The sequence below is a fragment of the Lachnospira pectinoschiza genome (assembly GCF_020564355.1).
Lineage (GTDB): Bacteria > Bacillota > Clostridia > Lachnospirales > Lachnospiraceae > Lachnospira > Lachnospira intestinalis.
In genome coordinates, this window is sequence record NZ_JAJCRR010000006.1 from 87,966 (window position 1) to 113,099 (window position 25,134).

The window sequence follows — 25,134 nt, forward strand, 5'->3', positions numbered from 1 at the left end:
CAATTGCAGACAAAGTCTTAAGAAATTTAAAGATTTATAAGAGTTTAATTTTAAGGCGTTTCGAATAAAATAAATAGCAGTGAATAATAAAAAAGAGGTGAAAGGGTAGTTGAAGCGGGAACAGATTAAGAAAAACAAAAAGAAAGCCGGAAAACGGCATAAAAATCTGATACTTTTATCACTGCTTGCACTGGCACTGACAGCAGGCTGGTATGTTTTTACGACACCGTCCGGTAAATTGTTAAATACCGGTGCGTGGTTTGCGGCAGAAACCGATAAATCTGATACGCAGGAAAAACAGACACTTTCGGCTGTTACGCAGAAATACAGCGATGAAACGCAGTATGCAACCGGTGATTATATCAATGTGTATCATTTTTTGGATACACTGGAGAAAGTGCCAAACCGCGGGCTTCAGATGAAGATGGGCAAAGACGGCTGTTATCAGATGAACAGCAATGACGATTCGCGCAATTTTAACATTCTGCAGCTGACGGATATTCATATTACGGGAACGGAAGGTTCTTATAAAAAGGATATACAGGCGATTGATACCGTGTATACAATGATACAGCGCACAACACCGGATTTTATCGTGCTGACGGGAGATGTCATTTTTGGTGTGGACGGATACGATGCCAATGACGGCATGCGTGCATTAAATGTTGTCAGTAAACTGATGGATACGATAGGGATTCCATGGACATGGACATTTGGAAATCATGATCATACATTTTTTGACCAGTTTTCATCATCTACAATCGCAGCCATGCTGGCGCAGAGCAGCACACTTCGCATTTATCCGAAAAATGAAACGCTTTCCGGCTACACCAACGGCATTTTTAAATTGTGCAATAAAAAAGGAAATCTTGTTATGGGACTGGTCATGCTGGATTCCGGCGACCGCATTTTTGATAAAAACGGTGGCAGTCTGGGGTATGATTATATTCGTGATGACCAGGTGGAGTGGTATGCAAAGCAGATTGGACTGTTGCAGGGACAGTATGGAGCAGATGCAAAAACACTGATGTTTTTCCATATTCCGCTTCAGGAATATCAGACGGCATGGGATACCGGTACACCGGTCTTTGGTACAAAGCGTGAGGCAATAGATGTGTCGCAGATGCACAGCGGCATCTTTTCAAGGGCATTGGAATTAAAAAGTACGGTGGCGATGTTTTGCGGACATGACCATGTGAATGACTTTGGAATCTATTATGAGGGCATTGAACTGGTTTACGGTAAATCAATTGATTACATTGCTTATCCGGGCATTGAGAACCAGAAAGAACAACGGGGTGCAACTCTTATCAGTGTGGATTCGAAAAGCGGGTATAATATTACACCGCTAAGATTTGAGTGACAGAAAAATTGACAGAAAAATCAAAAAAAGTTATTGACAATACATTAAAAATGGTGTATATTATTCCTTGCATTGCGGCAGTCGTAAGACAACCAGATGCAGGGAAATATGCGCGAGTGGCTCAGTGGTGGAGCACCTCCTTGCCAAGGAGGGGGTCGCGGGTTCGATCCCCGTCTCGCGCTCTATAGAAAAGATAAAACCGGTGTTAAAGCTGAAAAGCTTTGGCATCGGTTGTTGTCGTTGTGCCTGACGGCACATGTCACGAATGGATGAAAGCCCCTAATCCGCCCTGGAAGTGGGAAGGATACAGAAAAGACCAAGAGTGTCCGGTTCAGTTTCACTTATAAAACAAAAATAAGAGCAGATGTAAATGCGCGAAATATTTACATCTGCTCTCATTTGGTTTTTGGTTGGTTTTGGTTTATGAAAATTGTAAAAAAGCTTACTGCCTCATCACAGTATTTATAATAATAGATAAATGTGTCGAAAATGCGATAAACTTTTGAACAGATTATGAATGGAAAGTAAATAAATTGCTACCAAAATTTTCATAATAAAATTTTATTGAAAAAAATCAACAAAAAGTCAAAAATAATGCTTGACATTTAAAGGAGATTCCTATATAATTCAATCTTGTCAGTTGAATATTTTATGCGCGAGTGGCTCAGTGGTGGAGCACCTCCTTGCCAAGGAGGGGGTCGCGGGTTCGATCCCCGTCTCGCGCTCTTTTTATTTTCAGGGAAGCCGGTATTTAAGTCGTATCAACGATTTGTGTACCGGCTTTTTGTATGGAAATTTCGGGAATCCGGTTATCTTTAATATTTTGTGCCATAAATCATCAAAAATGCTTGATTTGTGGCACTTTTTTTGTTATTAAAAAGATAGGCAAATTTCAGCGGTAATTGAATTGACATAAAGAGGCGAAAGGGAAAAGAAGAATGGCAGAAAAAGCAGAAAATATCATTGAACTAAAACATATTACCAAGGTTTACAGTGATAATGGTTTTAAGGCAGTGGATGATTTTAATCTTGAAGTAAAGCGGGGAGAATTTGTAACATTTTTAGGACCGTCAGGGTGCGGAAAAACAACGACACTCAGAATGATAGCCGGATTTGAACTGCCATCAAGCGGAGAAATTTTATTAGATGGCAGGGACATTGCACATCTACCTGCAAACAAAAGACCGATTAACACGGTATTTCAGCGGTATGCCCTGTTTCCGCATATGAATATCTATGAAAATATTGCATTTGGATTAAAACTCAAAAAGTTACCGAAAGAAGAAATCCGCAAAAAAGTCAAGCACGTTCTGGCAATGGTGGATTTGGAAGGCTTTGAAGACAGAAAGATTGCAACACTTTCCGGCGGACAGCAGCAGCGTATTGCGATTGCGAGAGCGCTTGTCAACGAGCCGGAAATTCTGATGTTAGATGAACCGTTAGGCGCACTGGATTTAAAAATGCGTAAGGAAATGCAGCTTGAATTAAAAAATATGCACGACCAGCTTGGCATTACATTTATCTATGTAACGCACGACCAGGAAGAAGCGCTTACGATGTCGGATAAAATTGTGGTGCTTTCGGAGGGAAAAATCCAGCAGATTGGTACGCCGGAGGACATTTACAATGAACCGAAAAATGCGTTTGTAGCCGATTTTATCGGAGAGAGTAACATTTTCAAAGGTATTATGACAGGACATATGAAGGTGCGTTTCTGCGGCGGGGAATTTACCGGAATGGATGATGTGCCGGAAGGAACACTGGTTGATGTCGTTGTCAGACCGGAAGACGTTATTATTACGGCGCCGCAGGACGGAACGGTTGCAGGTGTTGTAACTTCGGTTATTTTTAAGGGGATGCATTATGAAGTGGCGGTGGAATCCGGAAAGTACGAAATTATTATCCGTACCACAAAGTGTTATGCGGTCGGTGATGAAGTCGGTATCTGTTTAGAGCCGGACGGTATTCATGTCATGCTTGCCGAGGACCATACAACCAGCTTTGTAACAACAATAAACAGCGACTATACATTAGATTTTAACGGAAAGGTTATCCGCTGTGATTTGACAAAAGTTGTACCGAAGTCGAAGATGAAGGACAATGCGCTGATTGATGAAAACGGAGAAACGGTGGATATTTCCAAGTTAAAAGTACAGGTATCCATTCAGCCGGACGACATTGAGATGAGCGATGAGGCAGAAGCCGGTCTTGTATCGGGAGAGATTATCAACCTGATTTACAAGGGCGATCACTACAGCTACGTTGTGCGTACCGAATACGGATATGACCTTATTGTAGATGACGAATATCTGTGGAATATGAACGATAAGGTCAGCTTAGTCATGCCGGAAGACAAGATGAAATTTCAGTTGAAGAAGTAGAAACGGAATGGAGTAGAATATGAAAAACGTGTTTTCGCGCAGACAGATGGGGATTCCGTATGGCGTGTTCCTTGCATTTTTTGTGGCTGCGCCTTTGATTGTGCTGTTTTATTATGCCTTTACCAACGGCTCAGGACAGTTTACATTAAATAATTTGAAAAATTTCTTTGTCGACCCCAATACAATGGGGACGTTATGTTACAGTATTGTACTGGCGGTAACGGTGACACTGGTCTGTCTGGTGATTGCCTATCCGGTGGCGTATATTTTAGCGGGCAGTGCATTAAAAAGAAAGGGTGTTATTCTGATGCTTTTTGTGCTGCCGATGTGGATTAACTTTACACTGCGTATTACGGCATTAAAAGAAATCCTTTCTTTAATAGAAGGAAATTTGGCATTTCACCCGTTTTTAAATACGGTTATCGGAATGACGTATGATTTTCTGCCGTTTATGATTCTGCCGCTGTATACAACGCTTTCAAGACTGGACTCTTCGCTGATAGAAGCGGCGGGCGATCTGGGTGCAGATTCATTTCAGACATTTATAAAGGTTATTTTTCCGCTGTCAATTCCTGGAATTGTCAGCGGGGTTTCCATGGTGTTTTTACCGGCGATGACGAACTATGTTGTGCTGGATATGCTCTATAACAGCACGTACATCATGGGCAGTCTGATTGGCAGCTATTTCAGCGCATACGACTGGCACAACGGCTCAATGATTGCCCTGATACTGTTATTTATTATCGGTATCGTGGCGGTCGTATCCGAGGGAAATGATACGGAAAATACAGGCAGGGGATTAGTGTGAAGAATCCTTAAATCTAAGATTCTTCACGTCAAGCATAGCTTGATGTTAGCACTTTGTGCCGCAGGCGTCACAAAGTCGCTTTTTATCGCAGAGCCAAATAAGATTTGGCTCGCGATTCCTCCGGCATTAAAATGCCTGCGGAATGGAGATTATTATAATGAAAAAAGGATTCAGATACGGATGGATTGGTCTGGTTTTATTATTTATGTATGCACCGATTCTGATTCTGGCAGTCTACAGCTTTACGGATGCTGCCAATATCGGACCGTTCCGGTCTTTTTCCGTGCATAATTATGTGACACTTTTTACGACACCGGAGCTGTTAAACATGATTTTAGGCTCAGTGATTTTAGCGGTGGGCAGTGGTTTGATTGCAACGATTCTTGGTACATCGGGTGCAATTGGTGCATTTTATTCTAAAAAAAGAGTGAAAATGGCAATGAGTGCGCTCAATCAGGTGCCGGTTGTCAATGCAGATGTTGTAACCGGATTTTCAATGTGTATTCTGCTCGTGGTTGTGTTCGGTGTGAGCAAGGATACATATATTCCACTGGTACTGGGACATGTGGTTTTGAGTGCGCCGTTTGTTTATCTGGCGGTAGTGCCGAAGTTAAAGCAGATGGACCCGAGCATTTACGAAGCGGCGCTCGATTTGGGGGCAACACCGTTTTATGCGCTGGTCAAAGTGATTATTCCGGAAATTGCATCGGGAATTTTATCAGGGTTTGTCATGGCAATCACACTTTCACTGGATGATTATTTTGTTGCAACTTATACGAAACCGGCAACCTTTGATACGATTAGTACTTATGTAGTAAATGCGACAAAGGGTTCACAGACAGAGATTAAGACGGCACTGTGGGCGCTGTCTACGATTATCTTTTTGGTCGTTGTTGTGGTTGAACTTGTATTAAATCTGGCACCGGCAAAGAAGGCAGCAGGAGAGGAGACTGAAATTGATGAGTAAACGGTATAAGCGGCTGTTGTCCGTCATAATTTCCATTGTACTGCTGGCAGGCATCGCAACAGCAGTGGGGGCAGTTGATATTTTTTCTTTAAAAAACAGTGAGCAGGCGGCAATGGCATCGGATTCGGATACTATCATCCTGCGTGTGTGTAACTGGGAAGAATACATTGATACCGGGGACTGGGACGAAGCGATAGAATTGGACAGCGGTGAAATGAAGGGTGAAAATTCTATTGTAAAGGATTTTGAAGACTGGTATTATCAGATTTACGGTAAAAAAGTTGTGGTCGAATATAGCACCGTCGGAACAAATGAAGAATTATATAATATGCTGACACTCGGCGATGAGTATGATTTGATATGTCCGTCGGAATACATGATTATGAAGCTGATGGCTGAGGGCTGGCTGGAACCGTTTTCGGAGCAGTTCTTTGATAAAAATGTAACAGAAAATTATTACACACGCGGCGTTTCACCGTTTATCCGCAGTACCTTTGATGAAAATACGATTAACGGGGAGGCATGGAGCCGTTACGCCGCCGGGTATATGTGGGGCATTACAGGGATTGTATACAATCCGGAGGAAGTCACAGAAGAGGAAGCTTCTACGTGGAAAATTATTTCAAATGACAAGTTTAAACGGCAGATTACGATTAAGGATAATGTCAGGGATTCAATGTTTGCGGCGGTCGGTGCGATAAAGTCGGATAAGCTGTTGTCGTCTTCCTTTTTAAATGCCGCAGATTATAAAGAACGTCTGTCGGCAGAAATGAATGATACATCTGAAGAAACGATTGAGCAGATTCAGGAGTATTTGCAGGCAGTTAAAGACAATGCCTACTCTTTTGAAACGGACAGTGCAAAAGCCGATATGATTACAGGAAAAGTGGTAGCGGGCTATCAGTGGTCGGGCGATGCCGTGTATACGATGGATCAGGCAGAAAAAGATGATTTTTATCTGGATTTTGCAGTGCCAAGAGAAAGCACGAATCTGTATTTTGACGGCTGGTGCATGTTAAAGAACGGCATTAAAGACAGCGAAGAGAAAAAGCAGGCGGCAGAAGGGTTTATCAATTTCCTTTCAAAGCCTGAAAATGCAGTCCGCAATATGGATTATATCGGATATACGTCCGTGATTTCCGGCGGGGACAGTCCGGTGGTCTATGACTATATTAAATGGAATTACGGCGCAGAAGACGGAGGGGAAGATACCGTGACCTATCCGCTCGGTTATTTCTTTTCCGGTGATACGGAAGATAAAAAGTATATGCTGACGGTTCCGGCAGAACAGACACACCGCCAGTTATCCGCGCAGTATCCAACCGAGGAGATGATAGAGCGCAGTGCAGTCATGAGTTATTTTGACACCGAGGAAAATGCGCGCATTAATCAGATGTGGATTAACGTGCGTTGTTATAATATTGAAAATGTACCGGTATGGGCATGGATTGTAACAGGACTTGTCATTGCGGGATTGATTGTACTTGCGGTAAGAAAGCATTTTAAAAAGAAAGTATACATAAAATAAAAATGATTGCATGAAAAAAGCAGATAACGGGAATCGAACCCGCCTTTCCGGCTTGGGAAGCCGGCGTTCTACCGATGAACCATATCTGCATGGAAATCATTATAGCACATTGACTTTAAAATTCAAGTTGAAATTCAATTAAAAAATCCGGCAGAAAACCGGTTGGCAGGCTGAAATATCAGACCTTTCAACCGGCGTCTGCCGGATTTTTACTTTATGAAACTTCGCCTACGGCGGATATTAGCAACCGAAGTAAAAAAACTTGCAAATTACGCTAAATAACTCGGAACAGCTATTAAAGTTAAAACACATAAAATTATTGCCTCCTTGTTTTTCGTTTATTTGTATCAGCTGATTACAAATGAATTGTAACAATTTTGTAACATTTGAGCAATAGGAGGTTACTGGAAAAAGACTTGACAGATAACGTGCGGTGTAATAATATAAATAAAAAGATATTATATGACATATAATATCATGCAACAAAATAATAAAAAGAAACGGAGACAGAAATGATTTTTCAGATTGGTTCGGCACTGCTGGATGCCTGTGTTCTGTCTGTTCTGGAGCGGGAAGATATGTATGGATACATCCTGACGCAGAATGTTAAAGAGGTTGTGGATATTTCAGAATCCACGTTATATCCGGTACTGCGCAGACTGCAAAAGGAAGCATATCTTGTCACCTATGACCAGCCGTTTGCAGGAAGAAACAGACGGTATTATCAGATTACGGACAAGGGCAGAGAGCAGCTTGCAATGTACAGGAAAGAGTGGATTGCATACAAATCCAATATTGACAGAATATTGACAGGAGAGGAAAAGCAATGACGAGAGAAGAATATTTAGATATTTTACAGAATAACCTGCATGGTATTCCGCCGCAGGAAGCAGAAAATATCATGGAATATTACCGGGAATATTTTGATGATGCCGGTGTAGAAAATGCGGAAAAAGTAATGCAGGAGCTGGGCGCACCCGAACAGCTTGCAAAAAGGGCGGCGGCAGATGCTGCCGCGGAAAACGGATTTGCAGGTGCGGCAGGTTCCGGACAGAATCCGGGCTTTGGAAGTTATAACGGACAGACAGACGAAAAGAAAAAGCATACGGCGGCAGGCATTACATTGGCGGTGATTACTTCCCCAATCTGGGCAAGTCTTTTACTGGCGGCAGTCTGTGTGCTGTTTGCGGTGGTGATTACCGTTGCGGCAGTGGTGCTGTCATTGGGATTTGCGGCGGTGGTCATGGTAGCTGCCGGATTATTTACCGTGGGAACAGCACTTGTTACTGTGTTTTTACATATACCGACAGCGGTTATGCTGATTGGTGCGGGACTGGTGAGCGTAGGACTGGGACTGCTTGCGGCGCTGCTGACATATGGATGCGTTATAGGAATTAAAAGGTTTGTGATGTGGATTTCTAATAAAGAATGGAGAAATGCGAAAATCCATAAACCAAAGATTTTCGCATAACAGAATTGTGCCGCAGGCGTCACAATTCTGAATTTATCGCAGAACTGAATAAATTCAGTCCGCGGTTCCTTGTGCATTAAAATGCCTGCGGAATGGAGAAGAAGATGAAAAAATGGATAAAGATTACAGGAATAACAGCCGCCGTGTGTATCGGCGCGGGATTGATTTGTTTTGTATCGGGCGTTTTTGCGGGTGCAAAGAGCGGTGTTTTTATTTCAAGACGCGGTATTGAACTGGAAGGCAGTGCTTATTCTGATGAGCGCTATGGCATTTCACAAATCAAAGACATTGAGATTGAAGCGGATGATGCCAAAGTTGAAATAAAGCCGTCACAGGATGATACCTTCGGTTACAGCGTGACCTATGAGGATACACACAGCACACCACAGGTTACGGTTGACAATGGGAAAATCCGCATAGAGGAAAAAACAAGCGGAGGATTTTGGATTTTAGACTTCGGTTTTGCCGCGTTGTTTGAAAACCGGGAAAATGTAGTGACGGTCTATGTGCCGGAAAAAGCAGCCCTTGATACGGTAAAAATTGATACGTCAAACGGAAAAGTGACAGCCGATGCTCTGTTTACGACACAGAATCTTAATGTACAGTCGGACAATGGCAAAATTGAACTGATGCAGATGATTTGCGAGAAAAATGCGCAGGTGCATTGCAGTAACGGTAAAATAACGGTAAATGCAGAATTTAAGGGCGAGAGCCTTTTTTCAAGCAATAACGGCAATGTAGAGCTTGCCGGAGCATGGGAGGGAACGGTGACCTGTAAAACCAATAACGGTAAAATACAGGTAACGGCGCCAAAGCCGGAAAGTGCGTACCGCGTGGAAGCACACACCGACAACGGCAGTGTCTATGTCAATGACAATAAAGTGTTAAATCCTTATACCGCACAAAATACACAGGCAGATACGAACCTGTATGCAGTCAGCAATAACGGCTCGGTACGGCTGGAATTTGCAAATTAAAAAATGCAAATAAAAAAGGCAGATAAGAAATCCGTAAAAGTGGTTTCTTATCTGCCTTTTTGTGATTTATAATACAGAATCTTTTTTATAACGGGAAATGACCAGTGCTGCGCTAAATGCCGCAAAGGCAAACAAAAGCTGGATTCCCAGATACATGGTATAGGTCTTTAACTCACCGGAAGTTCCTGTATACTGTGTACAAAGCTCATCGGTGCGGATATACCAGTAGGCAGGAAGAAAGTGTGCCGCCTTTATGACATTTTTTCCTAAGAATTCCATTGGAATAAAAACACCGCATAAAAATGACATGCACAGCCCGATAACATTAGACCACATATTTAAAATGTTCGGATTGTAAGCCAAAAAGCTGATAAGGTAGGTAATGCCGACAGAAACCAGCAGGAATACAAAACTGTTGATAACCAGCATCAGTCCCCGTACCGACAGCAGCCCTTTTCCACAGACCGTCAAAGCCAGCACCATAAAAACAAGCCATAATAAAATGCTGTATGTCAGGCAGGCAAGGGCAAGCGCCGTATTGTAGTGGACGGCGGATACGGCACTGCACCGTATCCGGTAGTTGACATTTTTTTCACGGAAAATCAGCAGCAGTCCGCCAAGGCTTGTAATGACAGTAGCAATAAAAATGTACGGAAGATAGTGAAAATAGCGTTCAATATTTTGAACGGTAATCTGCACATCGTCCTGCCGGGTATCGGAAAGCAGTGTTGCTTCCTCTACAGAACCGATACAGTCATCGGTGAGCCGCGCGGCTTCATCGCAGGAATATCCGGTATTTCTGAAATTAAAAAATACATTGAGGAAGGTGTTAATGCTGTTATCCAAAAAGTAAGCATAACTGCTGTTTTGTTGTTTCACATTTTTAAGTGAATCCGGATTTTCAGAAAAGCCGTCAGGGATAATCAGCACATAATCTACATTTCTGAAAAATAATTCATCAGCAATCGCTTCGTTGTCGTCTTTTATGGAAGTGAGGTTCTGTGTTCGGTCAAGGTAATTATACAGCACGCGGCTTTCATCTGTATTGTCATGGTCGAACACGGCAACCGTCAGCCTTTTTGCGGTAAAAAGAGTGTCGGTATTTTCAGACATGGTATTTGCCATAATCACACTGATAGCGGCAAAAGCAATAACATACAGCAGTACCGAAGTAATCTGTCTGCGCAGTGATTTATAAAAAGCTTTAAAGACTTGCATAATCAGACCTCCTTAATATCAGACCGGAAATAAAGCACAGCACCAGTGTCATGACAGCCAGTATGCCCATATTGCGCGCAAAGCGGGTCAGGGAAGGATACATATTTAATGCGTACAGACTGTCTGAAATCAGTGCCGCCGGATTTATGCGGTTAAACAGCGGGCAGATATGTTCTATCCAATCTTTCATGGTTGCCGCCATAAGTCCGGCAAAAAATGAGTTGACCATCATAAATACAAGGGCAATGCCCATTTTAATGTGCATACTGCATTTAAAGGCGATTCCGATAAAAACACCGGCGGCAAGGGAAAAAAGCGTACCCATAAGTGCTGTGGCAAAGGAAAGACCTAAGCGGTTTCCGAAATCCAGCTTTAAAATCACAGTCAGATAGAAAAACAGTAAAAAAACACCGACGGACTGAAGCACAAAAGCGGCAGCGAGGTCACTTAAAATCATGACGGACTTGCGTGTCGGTGCACATTCACGGCGCATGCCAAGGCTCGATAAGTTGGCAAGGGCAGTGCCGATACATTCTACACCGGAAGATACACTCATCAGACAGCACATCGCAATCAAAGCATAAAAATACTGCATATACGGGTCGTAGGAAGCATCTGCCAGAGAAATTTCACTGCCGTAGGAGTGGCGTTTGGATAAAAAATCAATGGAATCGGCCAGCTTTTCCGGGTGTTCTGCGGCAATTTTTTCAAATACACTGCTCTGGGTGCAGTATTGGGATAAAAAAGACTGCATCAGGGTCTGTTCCATGCCGTTTTCTGCAACGGTCAGGTGCGGTGTGGCATCAACATAAAAAATGCCGGTGGCTTTATTTTCCTTTAACATTGCGATGGCAGTGTCTTCATCGGTAAAGGTCAAATCAAATAAGGCTTTTCCGTCTGATTTTTCAACTTCTTTTAAGACCGTTTCAAAGGCAGTATTTTCATGAACCGTCACGACAGCGGCAGGAATTGTGTTTAATTCCAGCTCCGTGCCGTTTAGAAGCCTGCCAAAGCCCAGGTAAAAGAATGTGCCTAAGATAAGTGGAAAAGCCAATGTCCAAAAGGTCAGGTCTTTTTGAAGAAATATACTTTTCAGCCTGTATAAAAACAATCGTAAAAACATTATAAACCTCCTCTCAATGTAAGTTAATCTCTTAATTCGCTTCCGGTAATTTCAAGGAAAACATCATTTAAAGTCGGAAGTTCCGAATAAACGCGCCCAAAGGCAATGTTTTCCTCCTGTAAGTAAGACAGAAGATGAATCAGGTTGTGGCTGCCGCCACTGCACTGTACGGTCAGTCTGTTATTTTCATAAGAAACGTCATAGACATGGTTAAGCCTGCGGACAGCCTCAAGCTGTGTATCGGTCAGCTCTAAAATTTCTACGGTTAAAGTTTCGCTTTTTTTAATGAGCTGTTTTAATTCGGTGGCAGTACCGTTTGCAAGGTTGCGTCCTTTATCCATAATCACAATGCGCGAACAGATTTGTTCCACTTCTTCCATATAATGGGATGTGTAAATAATGGTTGCGCCTTCTTCGTTTAATTTTAAAATGCCCTGTAAAATTTTATTACGGCTCTGTGGGTCTACGGCAACGGTCGGTTCGTCCAGCAGAATCAGCTTCGGCTTGTGCGCAATGCCGCAGGCGATGTTTAAACGGCGGAGCAGTCCGCCGGAGAGTTTTTTGGGATAAAATTTTACAAAATCCGAAAGTCCCGCAAATTCAACCGCCTCTGCAACATATTGGCGGCGAAGCTTCTTATCTTTAATGTATAGACCACAGAAATAATCAATATTTTCCTGTACGGTCAGTGTGTCAAAAACGGCGACATTCTGAAAGACAACGCCGATATTGCGCTTTAAATCATAGCTGTCGGGCTTCATAGGTTTTCCAAAGACCTCGATTGAACCTTTATCGTATGCCAGCAGGGACAGCAGACAGTTCATGGTCGTTGTCTTTCCGGAACCGTTCGGCCCTAAAAGCCCTAAAATTTCTCCTTTGGATACGGTTAAGTTAAAATGGTCCACGGCAACCAGTTCATGATAACGTTTGACCAGATTTTCAATTTTTACAATGGTTTCTGCCATAAAAAATCCTCCTGATAATGTTGGTGTTCATATTGTAAGCTGTTATAAACATTGTAGCGTGTGAGGGCAGAATGCGGTAGTGAAGAATATCAGAATCGGAAGTGACATTTGTCATATCTTGCGGTACAATAAAAATATAAATAATCAGAAGGACGGCAGATTTTAGCGGGACTGCCGTATGGAAATGAGGAAAATGTGAGAAAGATTACAGATATGCTGGTACTGTACGTGCTGTGTGCCGTACTCGAATCAGCCTGCGGGATTACCAATCATGTAGTGGTGAGTCTGCTGTTGTTATTTATTGAGGTGTGTGCCGTTATATATCTGCAAAGCATGGCGGGAAGGACATTTGCGGTGACGGTCTATCTGTTGTCGTTTTTAGTGATAAAAGAGACATCATATGGCTTTCCGGTTGTACTGTATGCCGTCTGGGAACAGGTGCTGGAGGCATGGGAGAAAAAAGAGATAAAAAGGACGGCAGTAGCAGGCATTACAGTTTTTTTGTGGGTATTTTTTGGCGTTGCGGCATCGCGCTATATCCTGTCGGGTACAGACAGGATACAGTGGCAGATACTATGGATTGTTTTTGACATGCTGGCGGTATATCTGCGGCAGATGACATGGCAGGATAGAGAACTGCAAAAGGAGTTCATCCGCATACAGGATGATGACAGGGTGAAGCTTTTACTGCGGGAGCATCCCGCCTTTTATCAGATTTTAATTCAGGATAACGGTAAATGTGTGCATCCGGGGGACGGTACGGGAATCGGGATTACCAATATGCGCCAGCGGGTGGAAACGTTTGGCGGAACGATAGATATCCGCACAGAAAACGGATACCGCATTTTTATCCACATTCCAAAAGCAGATATTCCTGCCGGAAGATGAGAAACTGTCCGGGATTTTTTCACTGCCGTTTTGCGGCAAAATTACCCGGAAAATAAGGAGAAGTATGAAAGTAGTAATAATTGACGATGATAAACTGGTAAGCATGTCTTTGAAAATGATTCTGGAAAACGGAACGGATATTGAAGTGGCGGCAGTCGGAGAAGACGGACGGGAAGCTGTGTCACTATATAAAAAATACAGTCCTGATATTTTACTGCTGGATATCCGTATGCAGTATATGACCGGACTGGAAGCGGCAAGAAATGTGCTTGCGGCATATCCGGATGCCAAAATTCTTTTCCTGACGACATTTTCAGATGACGAATATATTATTGAAGCACTCGAAATCGGTGTAAAGGGATACCTGCTCAAACAGGATTACGAAGGACTGGTTCCGGCAATCCGTGCAGCAGCGTCCGGACAGATTGTCTTTGGCGGAAAAATTGTCGATAAGCTGCCGGGACTGCTTGGCGGAACAGCCGCTTATGATTATGCGGCACAGGGAATCACACAGAAAGAATACGAAATGATACAGCTCGTTGCACAGGGGCTCAGCAATAAGGAGATTGCAGAAAAGACTTTTTTGTCAGAGGGAACAATCCGTAATTATATCAGCACCGTACTGGAAAAGCTGAATTTGCGGGACAGAACCCAGCTGGCAGTGTTTTATTATCAGAACGGAGGTCGGTAAAAATGGGTGGCATTGAAGACTATATCAAATGGCGCGGGGATTTGACGTTTGAGCAGTCTGCATTTAATGAGGTGGATAATCTGGTGCTGTCGCAGATTGCTTATGTGGATTTTAAAAATATCATACCGGCGGCAGGCAGTAAAGAAAAAATTACCCTGCGGCAGGCGGCACATGATTTTTTTGACTTAAATGATGAGGAAGAATTACAAAAAGTCACATCGTTTATCAGGGAAGCACCGTTTTTTATGCGGATTGCAGCGGAAAGCAGGCGTTTCGGGGATATTGTGCTTTCCGATTATGCAGATGTGACAGATGACCATGAGGAGAAGCAGTTTGCAGCATTCTGTGCGGAACTTCCCGATGATACGTACTACATTGCATTCCGCGGGACAGATGATACGATTATCGGCTGGAAAGAAGATTTTAACATGGGTGTCATGATGCCGGTGCCGTCCCAGCTTGAAGCTGTAGAGTATGTCAATACCGTTATGCGCTGGAAACGCGGAAAGCTTCGTCTTGGCGGTCATTCAAAGGGCGGCAATCTTGCGATTTATGCCGCCGTCTTTGCAAAGCCGTCCATTCAGCGCAAGGTGGTGAAAGTCTATAACAATGATGGACCGGGATTTACAAAAGAGATGATTGAAAGTGAAGCGTACCGGAAAATGCTGCCGCAGATTCAGACGATTGTACCGCAGCATTCCCTTGTCGGTATGTTACTGTGGCAGGAAGAAGAATATCTGGTGGTGTGCAGCAGTCAGACAGGAATCATGCAGCATGATGCCATGTCGTGGCAGGTAGAGGGCAAATGCTTTGTGACATGTCCGTCTCTCAGCGCGAACAGTAAGAATTTTCATGAAGCCATAACATCATGGCTGGAGGGTCTGTCTGCAAAGGAACGGGAAAAATTTGTGGATACACTTTTTGAACTTATTACCGCAAGCGGTGCAAAGACTCTTTCAGACATCAACGCCGATATCCTTCGCAGTGCCAACGCCACCATCAAAATGTTCGGTACACTGGATGCGGGAACAAAAGGATTATTGTTAAAAATACTAAAAGCCCTCTCAACCGAAATCAAGAGGGCAAGAAAGAGTAAAAACAGATAATAGGACAGATAAAAGGATAAGCCGAAGTCAAGTAACACGTTGAGGCGTTCCTTTTATATGCCTCTATTTGTTATGGGTACGCCGCAGAAAAATCCACCCCAAAAGGCAGAACGCCATAAACATCGGATAGTAGTTATACGCGATAATATCCACACCGCTCAGCGGCATAACAGCAGAAGCTGTGGCTGCGGAAGCATAAAGCACCTGTGCGCCGTAAGGTAAAAGCCCTTGTGTTACGGAAGCGCTGATATCTAATAAAGAAGCTGTTTCACGCGGCGAAATATCATATTCGGTACTGATTTCCTTTGCAATCGGACCGGCAAGAATAATTGAAATTGTATTGTTGGCAGTTGCTGTATCAATACCGGCAGTTAAAACGCTGATACCGAAACGTGCACCCTTTGGTGAGCGGATTCTCTGATGGATGGCAGTTAAAAGCCAGTCAATACCGCCGTTATATTTAATCAGTGAACCGATACAGCTGACAATAATTGAAATTACTGTAATATCATACATGGCGGTAATGCCATCGCCCATACATGTAAAAATCTCCATGCCGGAAAGATTTCCGGTGAAAATTCCGGCAGCAAGAGAAAAGACCGTGCCTAAAATCAGTACGGCGAATACATTCATGCCGCACAAGGCGCTTACCAGTACAAAAAGATATGGTGCAATCAAAAGCAGATTGGCATCCTTTGCGTAAACGGAAACGACCTCCGAATGGGAAGGCAGAATCAGCAGTAATACAAAAGTCAGGATAGCGGCAGGCAGTACAATAAAAAAGTTTGTGCGGAATTTATCTTTCATGGAACAGCCCTGCGTGCGGGTTGCGGCAATTGTGGTGTCGGAAATCATCGAAAGATTATCCCCGAACATCGCACCGCTGATGACCGCTCCGATGCACATGGCAAGGGAAATCGAAGTCTTTTCACTGATACCGACCGCAATCGGTGCCAGTGCGGAAATCGTTCCGACACTTGTTCCCATGGATATGGAAAGAAAACAGCCGATAATAAACAGTCCGGCGGCAGACCAGCTGGCAGGAAGCAGTTTTAATCCTAAATTTACCGTGTGTTCAACGCCGCCCGCGGCGGATACGGCTCCGGAAAATGCGCCTGCCGTCAGGAAAATTAGACACATGGTAATAATATTTTCATCGGCAAGCCCTTTGGCAATGACCGTGATTTTTTCAGAAAATGAAAGTGTGCGTGTCTGTAAAAATGCCGTCAGCAGAGCAGCTAAAAAAGCAATAATTGCAGGCATATTGTAAAAGTCGTGAAATATAATACCGGAACCGGCATAAATCACTAAAAAAACACCAATTGGCAGAAGTGCCAGCGGTGAAGGTTTAAGGGAATCCTTTAAGGGCATATTTGCAGTTGTATTGTTCATGTGAATCCTCGCTTCTTTTAATATTATTTTAATAGCTTTGATATCTGCTGCTAATATTTGCAATCCCCCTGTGGGACAGAAATTTTAAAATTATGCATCAATTTGTTATTTGATGAGCAACGTACTTATAGTATAAGAAGAAAAGAGAGGTGTCAACACATTATTTTTTCCATTCTTTTCGTTGACAGGAAAAAAGTACAATAATATACTTAATGAGAAATATTTTCAATTAAAGATTTGTGAAAATGATAGACAAAAAGAGGAATAGAGGATAGTATGAACAAGCCATAAACGAAAGCCTGTTCATACAGCGCTTTGTGCCGCAGGCGTCACGAAGCTGCTTTTATCGCAGAACTGAATAGGTTCAGTCCGCGGTTCCTCCGGAATTAGAATGCCTGCGGAATAGAGGATAGTATGACACTGGATAAATTAGAGGTTGGAAAAGACGCGGTCATTGAAAGCGTAGGCGGAAAAGGCGCACTGCGCAGGCACTTTCTGGACATGGGGCTGACACCGGGTACGGAAGTGACAATGATGAAAAAAGCACCGATGGGTGATCCAATAGAGTTAAGACTCAGAAGCTATGAACTGACACTGCGTCTTGCAGATGCGGCACAAATAGAAATCAGCGGAATCCATGATACCGATACTGTGCGGAGCCGTCAGGCACATTTAAAAGACATTCCACATCCGCAGGTTGGTGAAATGGGAATTTATCATGTGCGAAAAAAGGGAAATGAACTGCGGGAAGGAGAACCGCTGACATTCGGACTGATTGGCAATCAGAACTGTGGAAAGACAACGCTGTTTAACCAGCTGACAGGCGCCAATCAGCATGTTGGAAATTTTCCCGGAGTTACGGTAGACAGAAAAGACGGTCAAATCAAAAATCATCCGGAAGCAACCGTGACGGATTTGCCGGGAATTTACTCTCTTTCACCGTATACTAATGAAGAAATTGTGACAAGGGATTTTCTGATTCAGAATAAACCGCGCGGCATTATCAACATTGTCGATGCAACCAATATTGAAAGGAATCTGTATCTGACGATGCAGTTGATTGAGATGGACATTCCGATGGTGCTTGCGCTGAATATGATGGATGAAGTGCGTGAAAATGGCGGTACGATTCAGGTCAACCGTCTGGAAGAAGCATTGGGAATACCGGTTATTCCGATTTCAGCGGCAAAAAATGAAGGAATTGGAGAACTCATAGAACATGCCATTCATGTAGCGCGTTATGATGAATGTCCGGGACGGCTTGACTTTTGCGATGCCAACGGTGAAAACGGACAGGCAGCGATTCACCGCTGTATCCATGCGGTAGTACATTTAATTGAAGACCATGCAAAAAAAGCAGAGATTCCGGCGCGTTTTGCGGCAACAAAGCTGGTAGAAGGGGATAAACTGATTTTACAGCAGCTTGGACTGGACCGGAATGAAGAAGAAACACTGGAACACATGATTCATGAAATGGAAGAAGAATGTGCAAAAGACCGGGAAGCAGCCCTTGCCGATATGCGTTTTAAATTTATCGAAAAAGTGTGTACGCAGACAGTTGTTAAGCCAACAGAAAGCAAGGCACACGCAAGAAGTGTAAAGGCGGATAAGATACTGACCGGAAAATATACGGCACTGCCGGCTTTTGCGGCAATTATGGGGCTGATATTCTGGCTGACCTTCGGAGTTATCGGTGCAGGTCTTTCGGACTGGCTGAGTGTTGGAATTGATATTGTAACGGATTTTGCTGACCGTGCATTAACGGCGTATGGGTTAAATCCGGTTGTCCATTCCCTGATTATTGACGGTATTTTTGCCGGTGTCGGCAGCGTTTTGTCGTTTTTGCCGATTATTGTAGTGCTGTTCTTCTTTTTATCAATTTTGGAGGACAGCGGATACATGGCACGAATTGCATTTGTAATGGATAAACTGCTGCGTAAAATCGGATTGTCCGGCAGAAGCTTTGTACCGATGATTATCGGCTTTGGCTGTTCTGTACCGGCGATTATGGCAACCAGAACACTTTCATCGGAGCGCGACAGAAAAATGACGATTCTTTTAACACCGTTTATGAGCTGTTCGGCAAAACTGCCGATTTATGCACTGTTTACATATGCGTTTTTTCCTAAATATCGTGCTTTAGTGATGGTGGGACTGTATTTCACGGGGATTATCGTGGGTGTTTTATTTTCACTGTTGCTAAAGAATACAGCATTTCAGGGTGAACCGGTTCCGTTTGTTATGGAACTGCCAAACTACCGTCTGCCGAGTTTAAAAAGTGTGGGAATGTTAATCTGGGATAAAGCAAAGGACTTTATTACAAAGGCATTTACGATTATTTTCATGGCATCAATTGTCATCTGGTTTTTACAGACGTTTGATGTACGGCTGAATGTTGTCGTGGATTCCAAAGACAGTCTGCTGGCATTAATCGGTGGATTTGCGGCACCGGTTTTTGTGCCGCTGGGATTTGGCGATTGGAGAATTTCTACCGCACTGATTACGGGATTTACCGCAAAGGAGAGTGTGGTCAGTACGCTTACAGTTTTATTCGGTGGAGATATGAGTGCATTAAATACCTTATTTACACCATTTTCGGCACTGGTATTTTTAGTATTTACTCTGTTATATACACCGTGTGTTGCGGCGATTGCATCCGTAAAAAGAGAAATGGGAACAGCGCGTTCAGCATTTTTAGTCGTAATCATGCAGTGTGTGATTGCATGGATTGTAGCATTTGCGGTCAGAATGATAGGGATGCTTATAGGATTTTAACAGAAAACAGAAATGGAGATTAGGATGAGAATTATAGGCGGAGCCATTATACTGGTGATTGCAGTGTGGCTGTATGTTGTCAGTACCAGAATGGTCAATAAAGATAAAAAGGAAAATCATACAGGCTGTGACGGAAACTGTGCAGGCTGTATGAGCGGCTGTATGACACACACAGATAACGATAAAAGCCATTGAAACATTTTAAAAAGTACGTTATAATGAAACGAAAAGGTGCTGCAATGCGGCAGTAATCAGGAGGATAAGAGGAATGGAAAACGAAGCTGTTTCAAAGAATTTTATTGAACAGATCATAGATCAGGATATTAAGGAAGGACATTGTAAGAAGGTAGTTACACGATTTCCGCCGGAACCGAATGGATATCTCCACATTGGACATGCAAAATCCATTTTACTAAATTACGGACTTGCCAAAGAATATAACGGACAGTTTAATATGCGTTTTGATGATACGAATCCGACAAAGGAAAAGGAAGAATTTGTGGATTCTATTAAGCGTGATGTTGAATGGCTCGGTGCAAAGTGGCACGGAGATGTGTTATTTGCATCAGGCTATTTTGATCAGATGTACGAAGCGGCAGTCAGGCTGATTAAAAAAGGAAAGGCTTATGTGTGTGATCTGACACCGGAACAGATTCGTGAATACAGAGGAACGCTTACGGAACCGGGTAAGGAAAGTCCGTACCGTAACCGTTCCGTAGAAGAAAATCTCGAATTATTTGAGAACATGAAAAACGGTGTGTACAAGGATGGAGAAAAGGTACTGCGTGCAAAGATTGATATGGCATCACCGAATATCAACATGCGTGACCCGATTATTTACAGAGTAGCACATATCTCACACCATAGAACCGGAGATAAGTGGTGCATTTATCCGATGTATGATTTTGCACATCCGATTGAAGATGCGATTGAGGGCGTATCCCACTCTATCTGTACACTGGAATTTGAGGATCACAGACCGCTGTATGACTGGGTTGTAAGGGAACTTGAATACGAGAATCCGCCAAGACAGATTGAATTTGCAAAGCTTTATTTAAATAACGTAGTAACAGGAAAGCGTTATATTAAAAAGCTTGTAGAAGATAAGATTGTAGACGGATGGGATGACCCGCGTCTGGTGTCTATTGCGGCACTGCGCAGACGTGGATTTACACCGGAAGCCATAAAGATGTTTGTAGACCTTGTGGGTGTTACAAAGAGTCAGGGTGCGGTTGAATATCCGATGTTAGAGTATTGTATCCGTGAGGATTTAAAGCTGAAAGCAAAGAGAATGATGGCAGTCTTAAATCCTGTAAAACTGGTGATTGATAACTATCCGGAAGGACAGGTTGAGTACATGGAAGTTCCAAACAATCAGGAAAATCCTGAACTTGGAACAAGAAAAGTACCGTTTACAAAAGAATTATATATCGAAAGAGAAGATTTTATGGAAGAACCGCCAAAGAAGTATTTCAGAATGTTTCCGGGTAACGAAGTGCGCCTGATGAACGCATATTTTGTAACCTGTACAGGTTGTGAAAAGGATGAGAACGGTAACGTTACCGTGATTCATGCAACCTATGATGAGGAAACACGCGGCGGTAACTTCACTGGAAGAAAAGTGAAAGGAACAATTCACTGGGTATCTGCAACAGAAGGCAGTCCGGTAGAGGTCAGACTCTATGAGAATATCGTAGATGAAGAAAAGGGCGTATACAATGAAGAAGACGGTTCTATCAATGTAAACCCACATTCACTTACCGTTTTAAAGAACTGCTATGTAGAACCGGAACTTTTAAAGGCACAGCCGGAAGATAAATTCCAGTTTGTACGTAACGGATATTTTACAGCGGATTCTAAAGATTCAGAAGCCGGGAAACCGGTATTTAACCGGATTGTATCTTTAAAGAGTTCGTTCAAAATGCCTGCCAAATAATAAAAGACGTCAATAAGTGTCTGTAGAAATGGAGAAGTGTGAACAGGCCATAAGTCTAAGCTTGTTCACACGGAGATTTGTTTCTGAGCGAAAACAAATCTCCCTGATTGCAGATGAGAAATCGCCTGCGCGAAATTCTCATCGCATCTTCGCAACAAAGTCGCTCAGAAATGGAGGAAAATGCGAAAATCCATAAATTAAAGATTTTCGCATATCACTTTGTGCCGCAGGCGTCACAAAGTCGCATTTTATCGCAGAGCCAAATAAGATTTGGCTCGCGATTCCTCCGGCATTAAAATGCCTGCGGAATGGAGATTAGTATGGAAAACAGCAGCAATAAAAAAGATGAAAGCACTTATGTATTTGATAAATCCATGAACTGCCCGGTCTGTGATGCGGATTTTAAGACAAAGCAGGTAAAAACAGGAAAGGCCAGATTTTTAGGAACTGAGGCAGATTTAAGACCGCTGTATTCCGGAATTGATACAATCAAATATGATGTATGTCTGTGCCCGAAGTGCGGATATGCATCAACACTGCGTGAATTTAACAACGTTACGCCGAAGCAGAGAGCGCTGTTAAAGGAAATGATTGGAAGCAAATATACAGCAATGGAGGATTCAGCAGATTATTATACGTATGATATTGCGATTAAACGGTATAAGATGGCATTGCTGACCGCAATGACAAAACCGGCCAGAGGAAGTGAACAGGCTTATTTGTGCTTAAAGCTTGCATGGCTTTACAGAGGAGCAGCAGAAGAATTACAGCAGGATGATACAGCCAATCTGGGGCAGATTGCAAAGTATAACAAACTGGAAGCGGAGTATATCGAAAAAGCATACAAAGGCTTTACCGAGGCACTTTTAAAAGAGTATCCGCCAATCTGCAATATGGACGAGGTGACGATCAACTCCCTGCTTGCACAGCTGGCGCATAAATGCAATGATGACGATACAGCACAGAAGTTTGCCTATATGGTGATGGGTTCAAGAAATGCATCTTCAAAAGCAAAAGACAAGGCACGTGAACTGATGGAAGTTATCCGTGAGTCACGTCATGAAACGACAAATGAGTAAAAAAATGAAATGCAGATAACAGGTGAGGATTATGAATCGAATAAAGGCAGTTTTACAAAAATGCTGGCAATATGAGATTGTACATGCTGCCGTATATTCGGCATTGCTGAATATGCTGGTTGAGTGTTTCAACAGGAGAAGTTTAATCGGATTGGTAATGATTTTTACCAATCCGGTTCTGTTTTTATATAATACACTGATTATTCTGGTGACGATGTCTGTCGTACTGCTGTTTCACAGAAAAGTGTTTGTATACTGCACGGTGAGTGTGGTATGGATATTGTTGGCAGTGACGAATTTTGTGGTGCTTTGTTCCAGAAAAACACCATTTACGGCAATGGATATTTATCTAATTGAAGATGCCATAAAAGTCATTCCGGTCTATCTGAATGTTTTTCAGATGATTCTGATTGTACTGGCAGTTGCCGCAGGGATTGCGGGACTGGTATGGCTGTGGATAAAAGGTCCGAAACAGCAGGAAAAAATACACTATATCCGTACAACAGTAAAAATTGGATTACTGTTGTTATGCTGTATGGGAGTTACCCACTTTCTGCTTCTTACCGGAACAATCAGCAGTTATTTCGGCAATCTTGCCAATGCCTATAAACAATATGGATTTGCTTACTGTTTCACGTGCAGTGTTGTGGACAGAGGAATCAGCAAATCGGATGAATATACACCGGAGTATGTTAATAGTCTGAAAGAGGATATTGAAGAAATAGAAGTCGAAAATTCGGAAAAATCACCGAATATCATTTTTTTGCAGCTGGAGTCTTTTTTTGATCCGAATCTGGTAAAAGGCATCAGTTTTTCGGAAAATCCGCTTCCGTATTTTGAACAGCTTGTGGCAGAGTATCCGTCAGGCTACTTATCTGTGCCGTGCTTTGGTGCGGGAACAGCCAATACGGAATTTGAAGTGCAGACCGGCATGAATATGGATGATTTTGGACCGGGTGAATATCCGTACAAGACGGTTTTACAGTCCAAGGTCTGTGAATCCATGGCATATGACTTAAAAGAAAAAGGGTATGCCACCCATGCACTGCATGACAATGACGGAACGTTTTATGACAGATATAAGGTCTTCTCTCATCTGGGATATGAAGATTTTACATCAATTGAATATATGGACAATATCGAAATGACACCGATGGGCTGGGCAAAGGATAAGATTCTGACGGGGGAAATCGGAAAAATACTGGATTCCACAGATGGTTCGGATTACATTTATACAATTTCCGTACAGGGACACGGCGATTATCCGGCAGAGTATCCGGAGGGCTTTGTGCCGGAAATTACGGTAACGGGATTTTTTGATACGGCAAAGGAAAAGGCATTTACCTACTATGTCAACCAGATTCATGAAATGGATAATTTCCTGCGGGAGTTGACGGCGATGCTTGAAAGCAGGGATGAAGAGACAGTGCTTGTCATGTACGGCGACCACCTGCCGGGATTTTCATTTACGGACGAAGTACTTGAAAATGGCGACATTTATCAGACACAGTACGTTGTCTGGAGCAATTTTTCACTGTCGTCCGAAAAAGAAAATCTGGAAAGTTATCAGTTGGCAGCGCATGTACAGCAGATGCTTGGCATGTCGGAAGGTTATCTGACAAAGTTTCATCAGAAACGTAAGGACACGCCGGACTATTTAAAAGATTTAAAGATTCTTGAATACGACATTTTATATGGAAACTGTGATTTATATGGCGGGGAAAATCCATTTCAGGCAACCAATCTGATTATGGGACAAAATGATATTACAATCACCAATGCATATAATTACAAGGATTATGTATGCGTGGAAGGCAGTAATTTTAATGATTACAGTGTGGTCTATATTAATGACAAAGCCTATCCGACAGAGATTATCAACAGCCATCTGCTGCGGGTGGAAAAAGCACAGGTTACAGCCGGAAATATCGTGTCGGTAGTTCAGCAGGGCGATGATAAAATTGAGCTTAGCCGTGTGTATTTACAGGTTGGGGAGTCCGAAAACAAATAGTGAGATTTCATTGACAACAATTGCCGCAAATGCTAAGATAAAGAAGGTGTTTGGCACCATATATTTTTTTGGAGGTACTTGAAATGAAAGGTACAGTAAAGTGGTTTAATAACCAAAAGGGCTATGGCTTTATCAGCGATGAAGAAGGCAAGGATGTGTTCGTACATTACTCAGGTCTGAACATGAGCGGATTCAAGTCATTAGACGAAGGCGCAGAAGTAGAGTTTGACGTAACAGAAGGCGCTAAAGGTCCTCAGGCTATTAATGTAACAAAATTATAATCCAAATGGTTTACAGTGTGCCTTTTTAAATATACATTTCGTTATTAAAAAAGATATATTGTTATGCAATTAAGATTATGAGAGGAGCAGCCGCAGCTATGTGGCTGCTCTTTTCGTCTGTACAGAACAAACTTTAATAGATATTTTATTGGCTTTTACAGACAGAAATGATAT

21 protein-coding genes and 3 tRNA genes are annotated in these 25,134 nt (G+C 42.7%); 19 read left to right on the top strand and 5 right to left on the bottom strand.

Going from position 1 to position 25,134, the window contains the following annotated elements; genetic code table 11:
• Positions 1 to 109: 109 nt before the first annotated feature.
• The 7 genes from LI288_RS12515 (at position 110) to LI288_RS12545 (ending at position 7,047) form a co-directional block, all read left to right on the top strand.
• On the top strand, positions 110 to 1,363 hold the full coding sequence (locus LI288_RS12515; protein WP_227090694.1) for a metallophosphoesterase family protein: 1,254 nt from the start codon (positions 110 to 112) through the stop codon (positions 1,361 to 1,363).
• Positions 1,364 to 1,473: 110 nt separating this feature from the next.
• Positions 1,474 to 1,545 (top strand) — tRNA-Gly (locus LI288_RS12520).
• 471 nt (positions 1,546 to 2,016) lie between these two features.
• Positions 2,017 to 2,088, top strand: a tRNA-Gly gene (locus tag LI288_RS12525).
• A 213-nt stretch (positions 2,089 to 2,301) separates the two neighbouring features.
• Positions 2,302 to 3,744: a polyamine ABC transporter ATP-binding protein gene (gene potA, locus LI288_RS12530; RefSeq protein WP_227090696.1), complete on the top strand. Its 1,443-nt coding sequence runs from the start codon at positions 2,302 to 2,304 to the stop codon at positions 3,742 to 3,744.
• A gap of 19 nt (positions 3,745 to 3,763) precedes the next feature.
• Positions 3,764 to 4,552, top strand: a complete 789-nt coding sequence (locus tag LI288_RS12535; protein ID WP_022431607.1) for an ABC transporter permease — start codon at positions 3,764 to 3,766, stop codon at positions 4,550 to 4,552.
• A 157-nt stretch (positions 4,553 to 4,709) separates the two neighbouring features.
• Positions 4,710 to 5,519 carry an ABC transporter permease gene (locus tag LI288_RS12540; protein ID WP_227090698.1) on the top strand — a complete coding sequence of 270 codons (810 nt, stop codon included), beginning with the start codon at positions 4,710 to 4,712 and terminating at the stop codon, positions 5,517 to 5,519.
• Positions 5,512 to 7,047 carry an extracellular solute-binding protein gene (locus LI288_RS12545; protein WP_227090700.1) on the top strand — a complete coding sequence of 512 codons (1,536 nt, stop codon included), beginning with the start codon at positions 5,512 to 5,514 and terminating at the stop codon, positions 7,045 to 7,047. The genes LI288_RS12540 and LI288_RS12545 overlap by 8 nt, the downstream gene beginning before the upstream one ends.
• A gap of 18 nt (positions 7,048 to 7,065) precedes the next feature.
• Here the strand turns inward: LI288_RS12545 and LI288_RS12550 are convergent.
• Positions 7,066 to 7,136: transfer RNA gene (locus LI288_RS12550), tRNA-Gly, on the bottom strand.
• Positions 7,137 to 7,559: 423 nt separating this feature from the next.
• Between LI288_RS12550 and LI288_RS12555 the strand changes: the two genes are divergently transcribed.
• From LI288_RS12555 to LI288_RS12565, 3 genes are all read left to right on the top strand, one after another.
• Entirely contained in the window at positions 7,560 to 7,877 is a 318-nt protein-coding gene (locus LI288_RS12555; RefSeq protein WP_022431610.1) for a PadR family transcriptional regulator, read from the top strand.
• Positions 7,874 to 8,518, top strand: a complete 645-nt coding sequence (locus tag LI288_RS12560; protein ID WP_227090702.1) for a DUF1700 domain-containing protein — start codon at positions 7,874 to 7,876, stop codon at positions 8,516 to 8,518. Before LI288_RS12555 ends, LI288_RS12560 begins: the two co-directional genes overlap by 4 nt.
• 104 nt (positions 8,519 to 8,622) lie before the next feature.
• Positions 8,623 to 9,495: a DUF4097 family beta strand repeat-containing protein gene (locus tag LI288_RS12565; protein WP_227090704.1), complete on the top strand. Its 873-nt coding sequence runs from the start codon at positions 8,623 to 8,625 to the stop codon at positions 9,493 to 9,495.
• A 66-nt stretch (positions 9,496 to 9,561) separates the two neighbouring features.
• Here LI288_RS12565 and LI288_RS12570 read toward each other — a convergent pair whose 3' ends face one another.
• The 3 genes from LI288_RS12570 to LI288_RS12580 are packed head-to-tail and all read right to left on the bottom strand — an operon-like array spanning position 9,562 to position 12,801.
• Positions 9,562 to 10,713 carry an ABC transporter permease gene (locus tag LI288_RS12570; protein WP_227090706.1) on the bottom strand — a complete coding sequence of 384 codons (1,152 nt, stop codon included), beginning with the start codon at positions 10,711 to 10,713 and terminating at the stop codon, positions 9,562 to 9,564.
• Positions 10,700 to 11,836 carry an ABC transporter permease gene (locus LI288_RS12575; protein WP_022431614.1) on the bottom strand — a complete coding sequence of 379 codons (1,137 nt, stop codon included), beginning with the start codon at positions 11,834 to 11,836 and terminating at the stop codon, positions 10,700 to 10,702. Before LI288_RS12575 ends, LI288_RS12570 begins: the two co-directional genes overlap by 14 nt.
• Positions 11,837 to 11,859: 23 nt before the next feature.
• Positions 11,860 to 12,801, bottom strand: a complete 942-nt coding sequence (locus LI288_RS12580; protein ID WP_227090708.1) for an ABC transporter ATP-binding protein — start codon at positions 12,799 to 12,801, stop codon at positions 11,860 to 11,862.
• A 195-nt stretch (positions 12,802 to 12,996) separates the two neighbouring features.
• Here LI288_RS12580 and LI288_RS12585 point away from each other — a divergent pair, with 195 nt between their 5' ends.
• From LI288_RS12585 to LI288_RS12595, 3 genes are all read left to right on the top strand, one after another.
• Positions 12,997 to 13,689, top strand: coding sequence for a hypothetical protein (locus LI288_RS12585; protein WP_227090710.1), 693 nt, complete (start codon positions 12,997 to 12,999; stop codon positions 13,687 to 13,689).
• Between the two features lie 64 nt (positions 13,690 to 13,753).
• On the top strand, positions 13,754 to 14,380 hold the full coding sequence (locus LI288_RS12590) for a response regulator (protein WP_022431616.1): 627 nt from the start codon (positions 13,754 to 13,756) through the stop codon (positions 14,378 to 14,380).
• Between the two features lie 2 nt (positions 14,381 to 14,382).
• Positions 14,383 to 15,486: a DUF2974 domain-containing protein gene (locus LI288_RS12595; protein WP_227090711.1), complete on the top strand. Its 1,104-nt coding sequence runs from the start codon at positions 14,383 to 14,385 to the stop codon at positions 15,484 to 15,486.
• Positions 15,487 to 15,549: 63 nt separating this feature from the next.
• Here the strand turns inward: LI288_RS12595 and LI288_RS12600 are convergent, their stop codons facing one another.
• Entirely contained in the window at positions 15,550 to 16,911 is a 1,362-nt protein-coding gene (locus LI288_RS12600; protein WP_334301381.1) for a Na+/H+ antiporter NhaC family protein, read from the bottom strand.
• Between the two features lie 381 nt (positions 16,912 to 17,292).
• On the opposite strand from LI288_RS12600, the gene feoB reads away from it, so the two are divergent.
• The 6 genes from feoB to LI288_RS12630 all read left to right on the top strand — a co-directional run bounded on the left by feoB (position 17,293) and on the right by LI288_RS12630 (position 24,960).
• Positions 17,293 to 19,653: a ferrous iron transport protein B gene (gene feoB / locus LI288_RS12605; RefSeq protein WP_227090715.1), complete on the top strand. Its 2,361-nt coding sequence runs from the start codon at positions 17,293 to 17,295 to the stop codon at positions 19,651 to 19,653.
• Positions 19,654 to 19,677: 24 nt separating this feature from the next.
• Positions 19,678 to 19,848, top strand: a complete 171-nt coding sequence (locus tag LI288_RS12610; RefSeq protein ID WP_022431620.1) for a FeoB-associated Cys-rich membrane protein — start codon at positions 19,678 to 19,680, stop codon at positions 19,846 to 19,848.
• 73 nt (positions 19,849 to 19,921) lie between these two features.
• Positions 19,922 to 21,589 carry a glutamine--tRNA ligase/YqeY domain fusion protein gene (locus LI288_RS12615; protein ID WP_227090717.1) on the top strand — a complete coding sequence of 556 codons (1,668 nt, stop codon included), beginning with the start codon at positions 19,922 to 19,924 and terminating at the stop codon, positions 21,587 to 21,589.
• A gap of 320 nt (positions 21,590 to 21,909) precedes the next feature.
• Complete coding sequence (locus tag LI288_RS12620; RefSeq protein ID WP_022431622.1) at positions 21,910 to 22,668, top strand: DUF2225 domain-containing protein; 759 nt, start codon at positions 21,910 to 21,912, stop codon at positions 22,666 to 22,668.
• Between the two features lie 31 nt (positions 22,669 to 22,699).
• Positions 22,700 to 24,679: an LTA synthase family protein gene (locus LI288_RS12625; protein ID WP_227090719.1), complete on the top strand. Its 1,980-nt coding sequence runs from the start codon at positions 22,700 to 22,702 to the stop codon at positions 24,677 to 24,679.
• Between the two features lie 83 nt (positions 24,680 to 24,762).
• Positions 24,763 to 24,960, top strand: coding sequence for a cold-shock protein (locus LI288_RS12630; protein WP_022431624.1), 198 nt, complete (start codon positions 24,763 to 24,765; stop codon positions 24,958 to 24,960).
• Positions 24,961 to 25,134 lie beyond the last annotated feature (174 nt).

Bases quoted from the DNA above. Each gene is read 5' to 3' on its own strand.
- LI288_RS12570 (WP_227090706.1), bottom strand. From the start codon at position 10,713: ATGCAAGTCTTTAAAGCTTTTTATAAATCACTGCGCAGACAGATTACT.
- LI288_RS12610 (WP_022431620.1), top strand. From the start codon at position 19,678: ATGAGAATTATAGGCGGAGCCATTATACTGGTGATTGCAGTGTGGCTG.
- LI288_RS12535 (WP_022431607.1), top strand. From the start codon at position 3,764: ATGAAAAACGTGTTTTCGCGCAGACAGATGGGGATTCCGTATGGCGTG.
- LI288_RS12580 (WP_227090708.1), bottom strand. From the start codon at position 12,801: ATGGCAGAAACCATTGTAAAAATTGAAAATCTGGTCAAACGTTATCAT.
- LI288_RS12620 (WP_022431622.1), top strand. From the start codon at position 21,910: ATGGAAAACAGCAGCAATAAAAAAGATGAAAGCACTTATGTATTTGAT.
- LI288_RS12540 (WP_227090698.1), top strand. From the start codon at position 4,710: ATGAAAAAAGGATTCAGATACGGATGGATTGGTCTGGTTTTATTATTT.
- LI288_RS12560 (WP_227090702.1), top strand. From the start codon at position 7,874: ATGACGAGAGAAGAATATTTAGATATTTTACAGAATAACCTGCATGGT.
- LI288_RS12575 (WP_022431614.1), bottom strand. From the start codon at position 11,836: ATGTTTTTACGATTGTTTTTATACAGGCTGAAAAGTATATTTCTTCAA.
- potA (WP_227090696.1), top strand. From the start codon at position 2,302: ATGGCAGAAAAAGCAGAAAATATCATTGAACTAAAACATATTACCAAG.
- LI288_RS12630 (WP_022431624.1), top strand. From the start codon at position 24,763: ATGAAAGGTACAGTAAAGTGGTTTAATAACCAAAAGGGCTATGGCTTT.
- LI288_RS12595 (WP_227090711.1), top strand. From the start codon at position 14,383: ATGGGTGGCATTGAAGACTATATCAAATGGCGCGGGGATTTGACGTTT.
- feoB (WP_227090715.1), top strand. From the start codon at position 17,293: ATGACACTGGATAAATTAGAGGTTGGAAAAGACGCGGTCATTGAAAGC.
- LI288_RS12625 (WP_227090719.1), top strand. From the start codon at position 22,700: ATGAATCGAATAAAGGCAGTTTTACAAAAATGCTGGCAATATGAGATT.
- LI288_RS12615 (WP_227090717.1), top strand. From the start codon at position 19,922: ATGGAAAACGAAGCTGTTTCAAAGAATTTTATTGAACAGATCATAGAT.
- LI288_RS12590 (WP_022431616.1), top strand. From the start codon at position 13,754: ATGAAAGTAGTAATAATTGACGATGATAAACTGGTAAGCATGTCTTTG.
- LI288_RS12555 (WP_022431610.1), top strand. From the start codon at position 7,560: ATGATTTTTCAGATTGGTTCGGCACTGCTGGATGCCTGTGTTCTGTCT.
- LI288_RS12565 (WP_227090704.1), top strand. From the start codon at position 8,623: ATGAAAAAATGGATAAAGATTACAGGAATAACAGCCGCCGTGTGTATC.
- LI288_RS12545 (WP_227090700.1), top strand. From the start codon at position 5,512: ATGAGTAAACGGTATAAGCGGCTGTTGTCCGTCATAATTTCCATTGTA.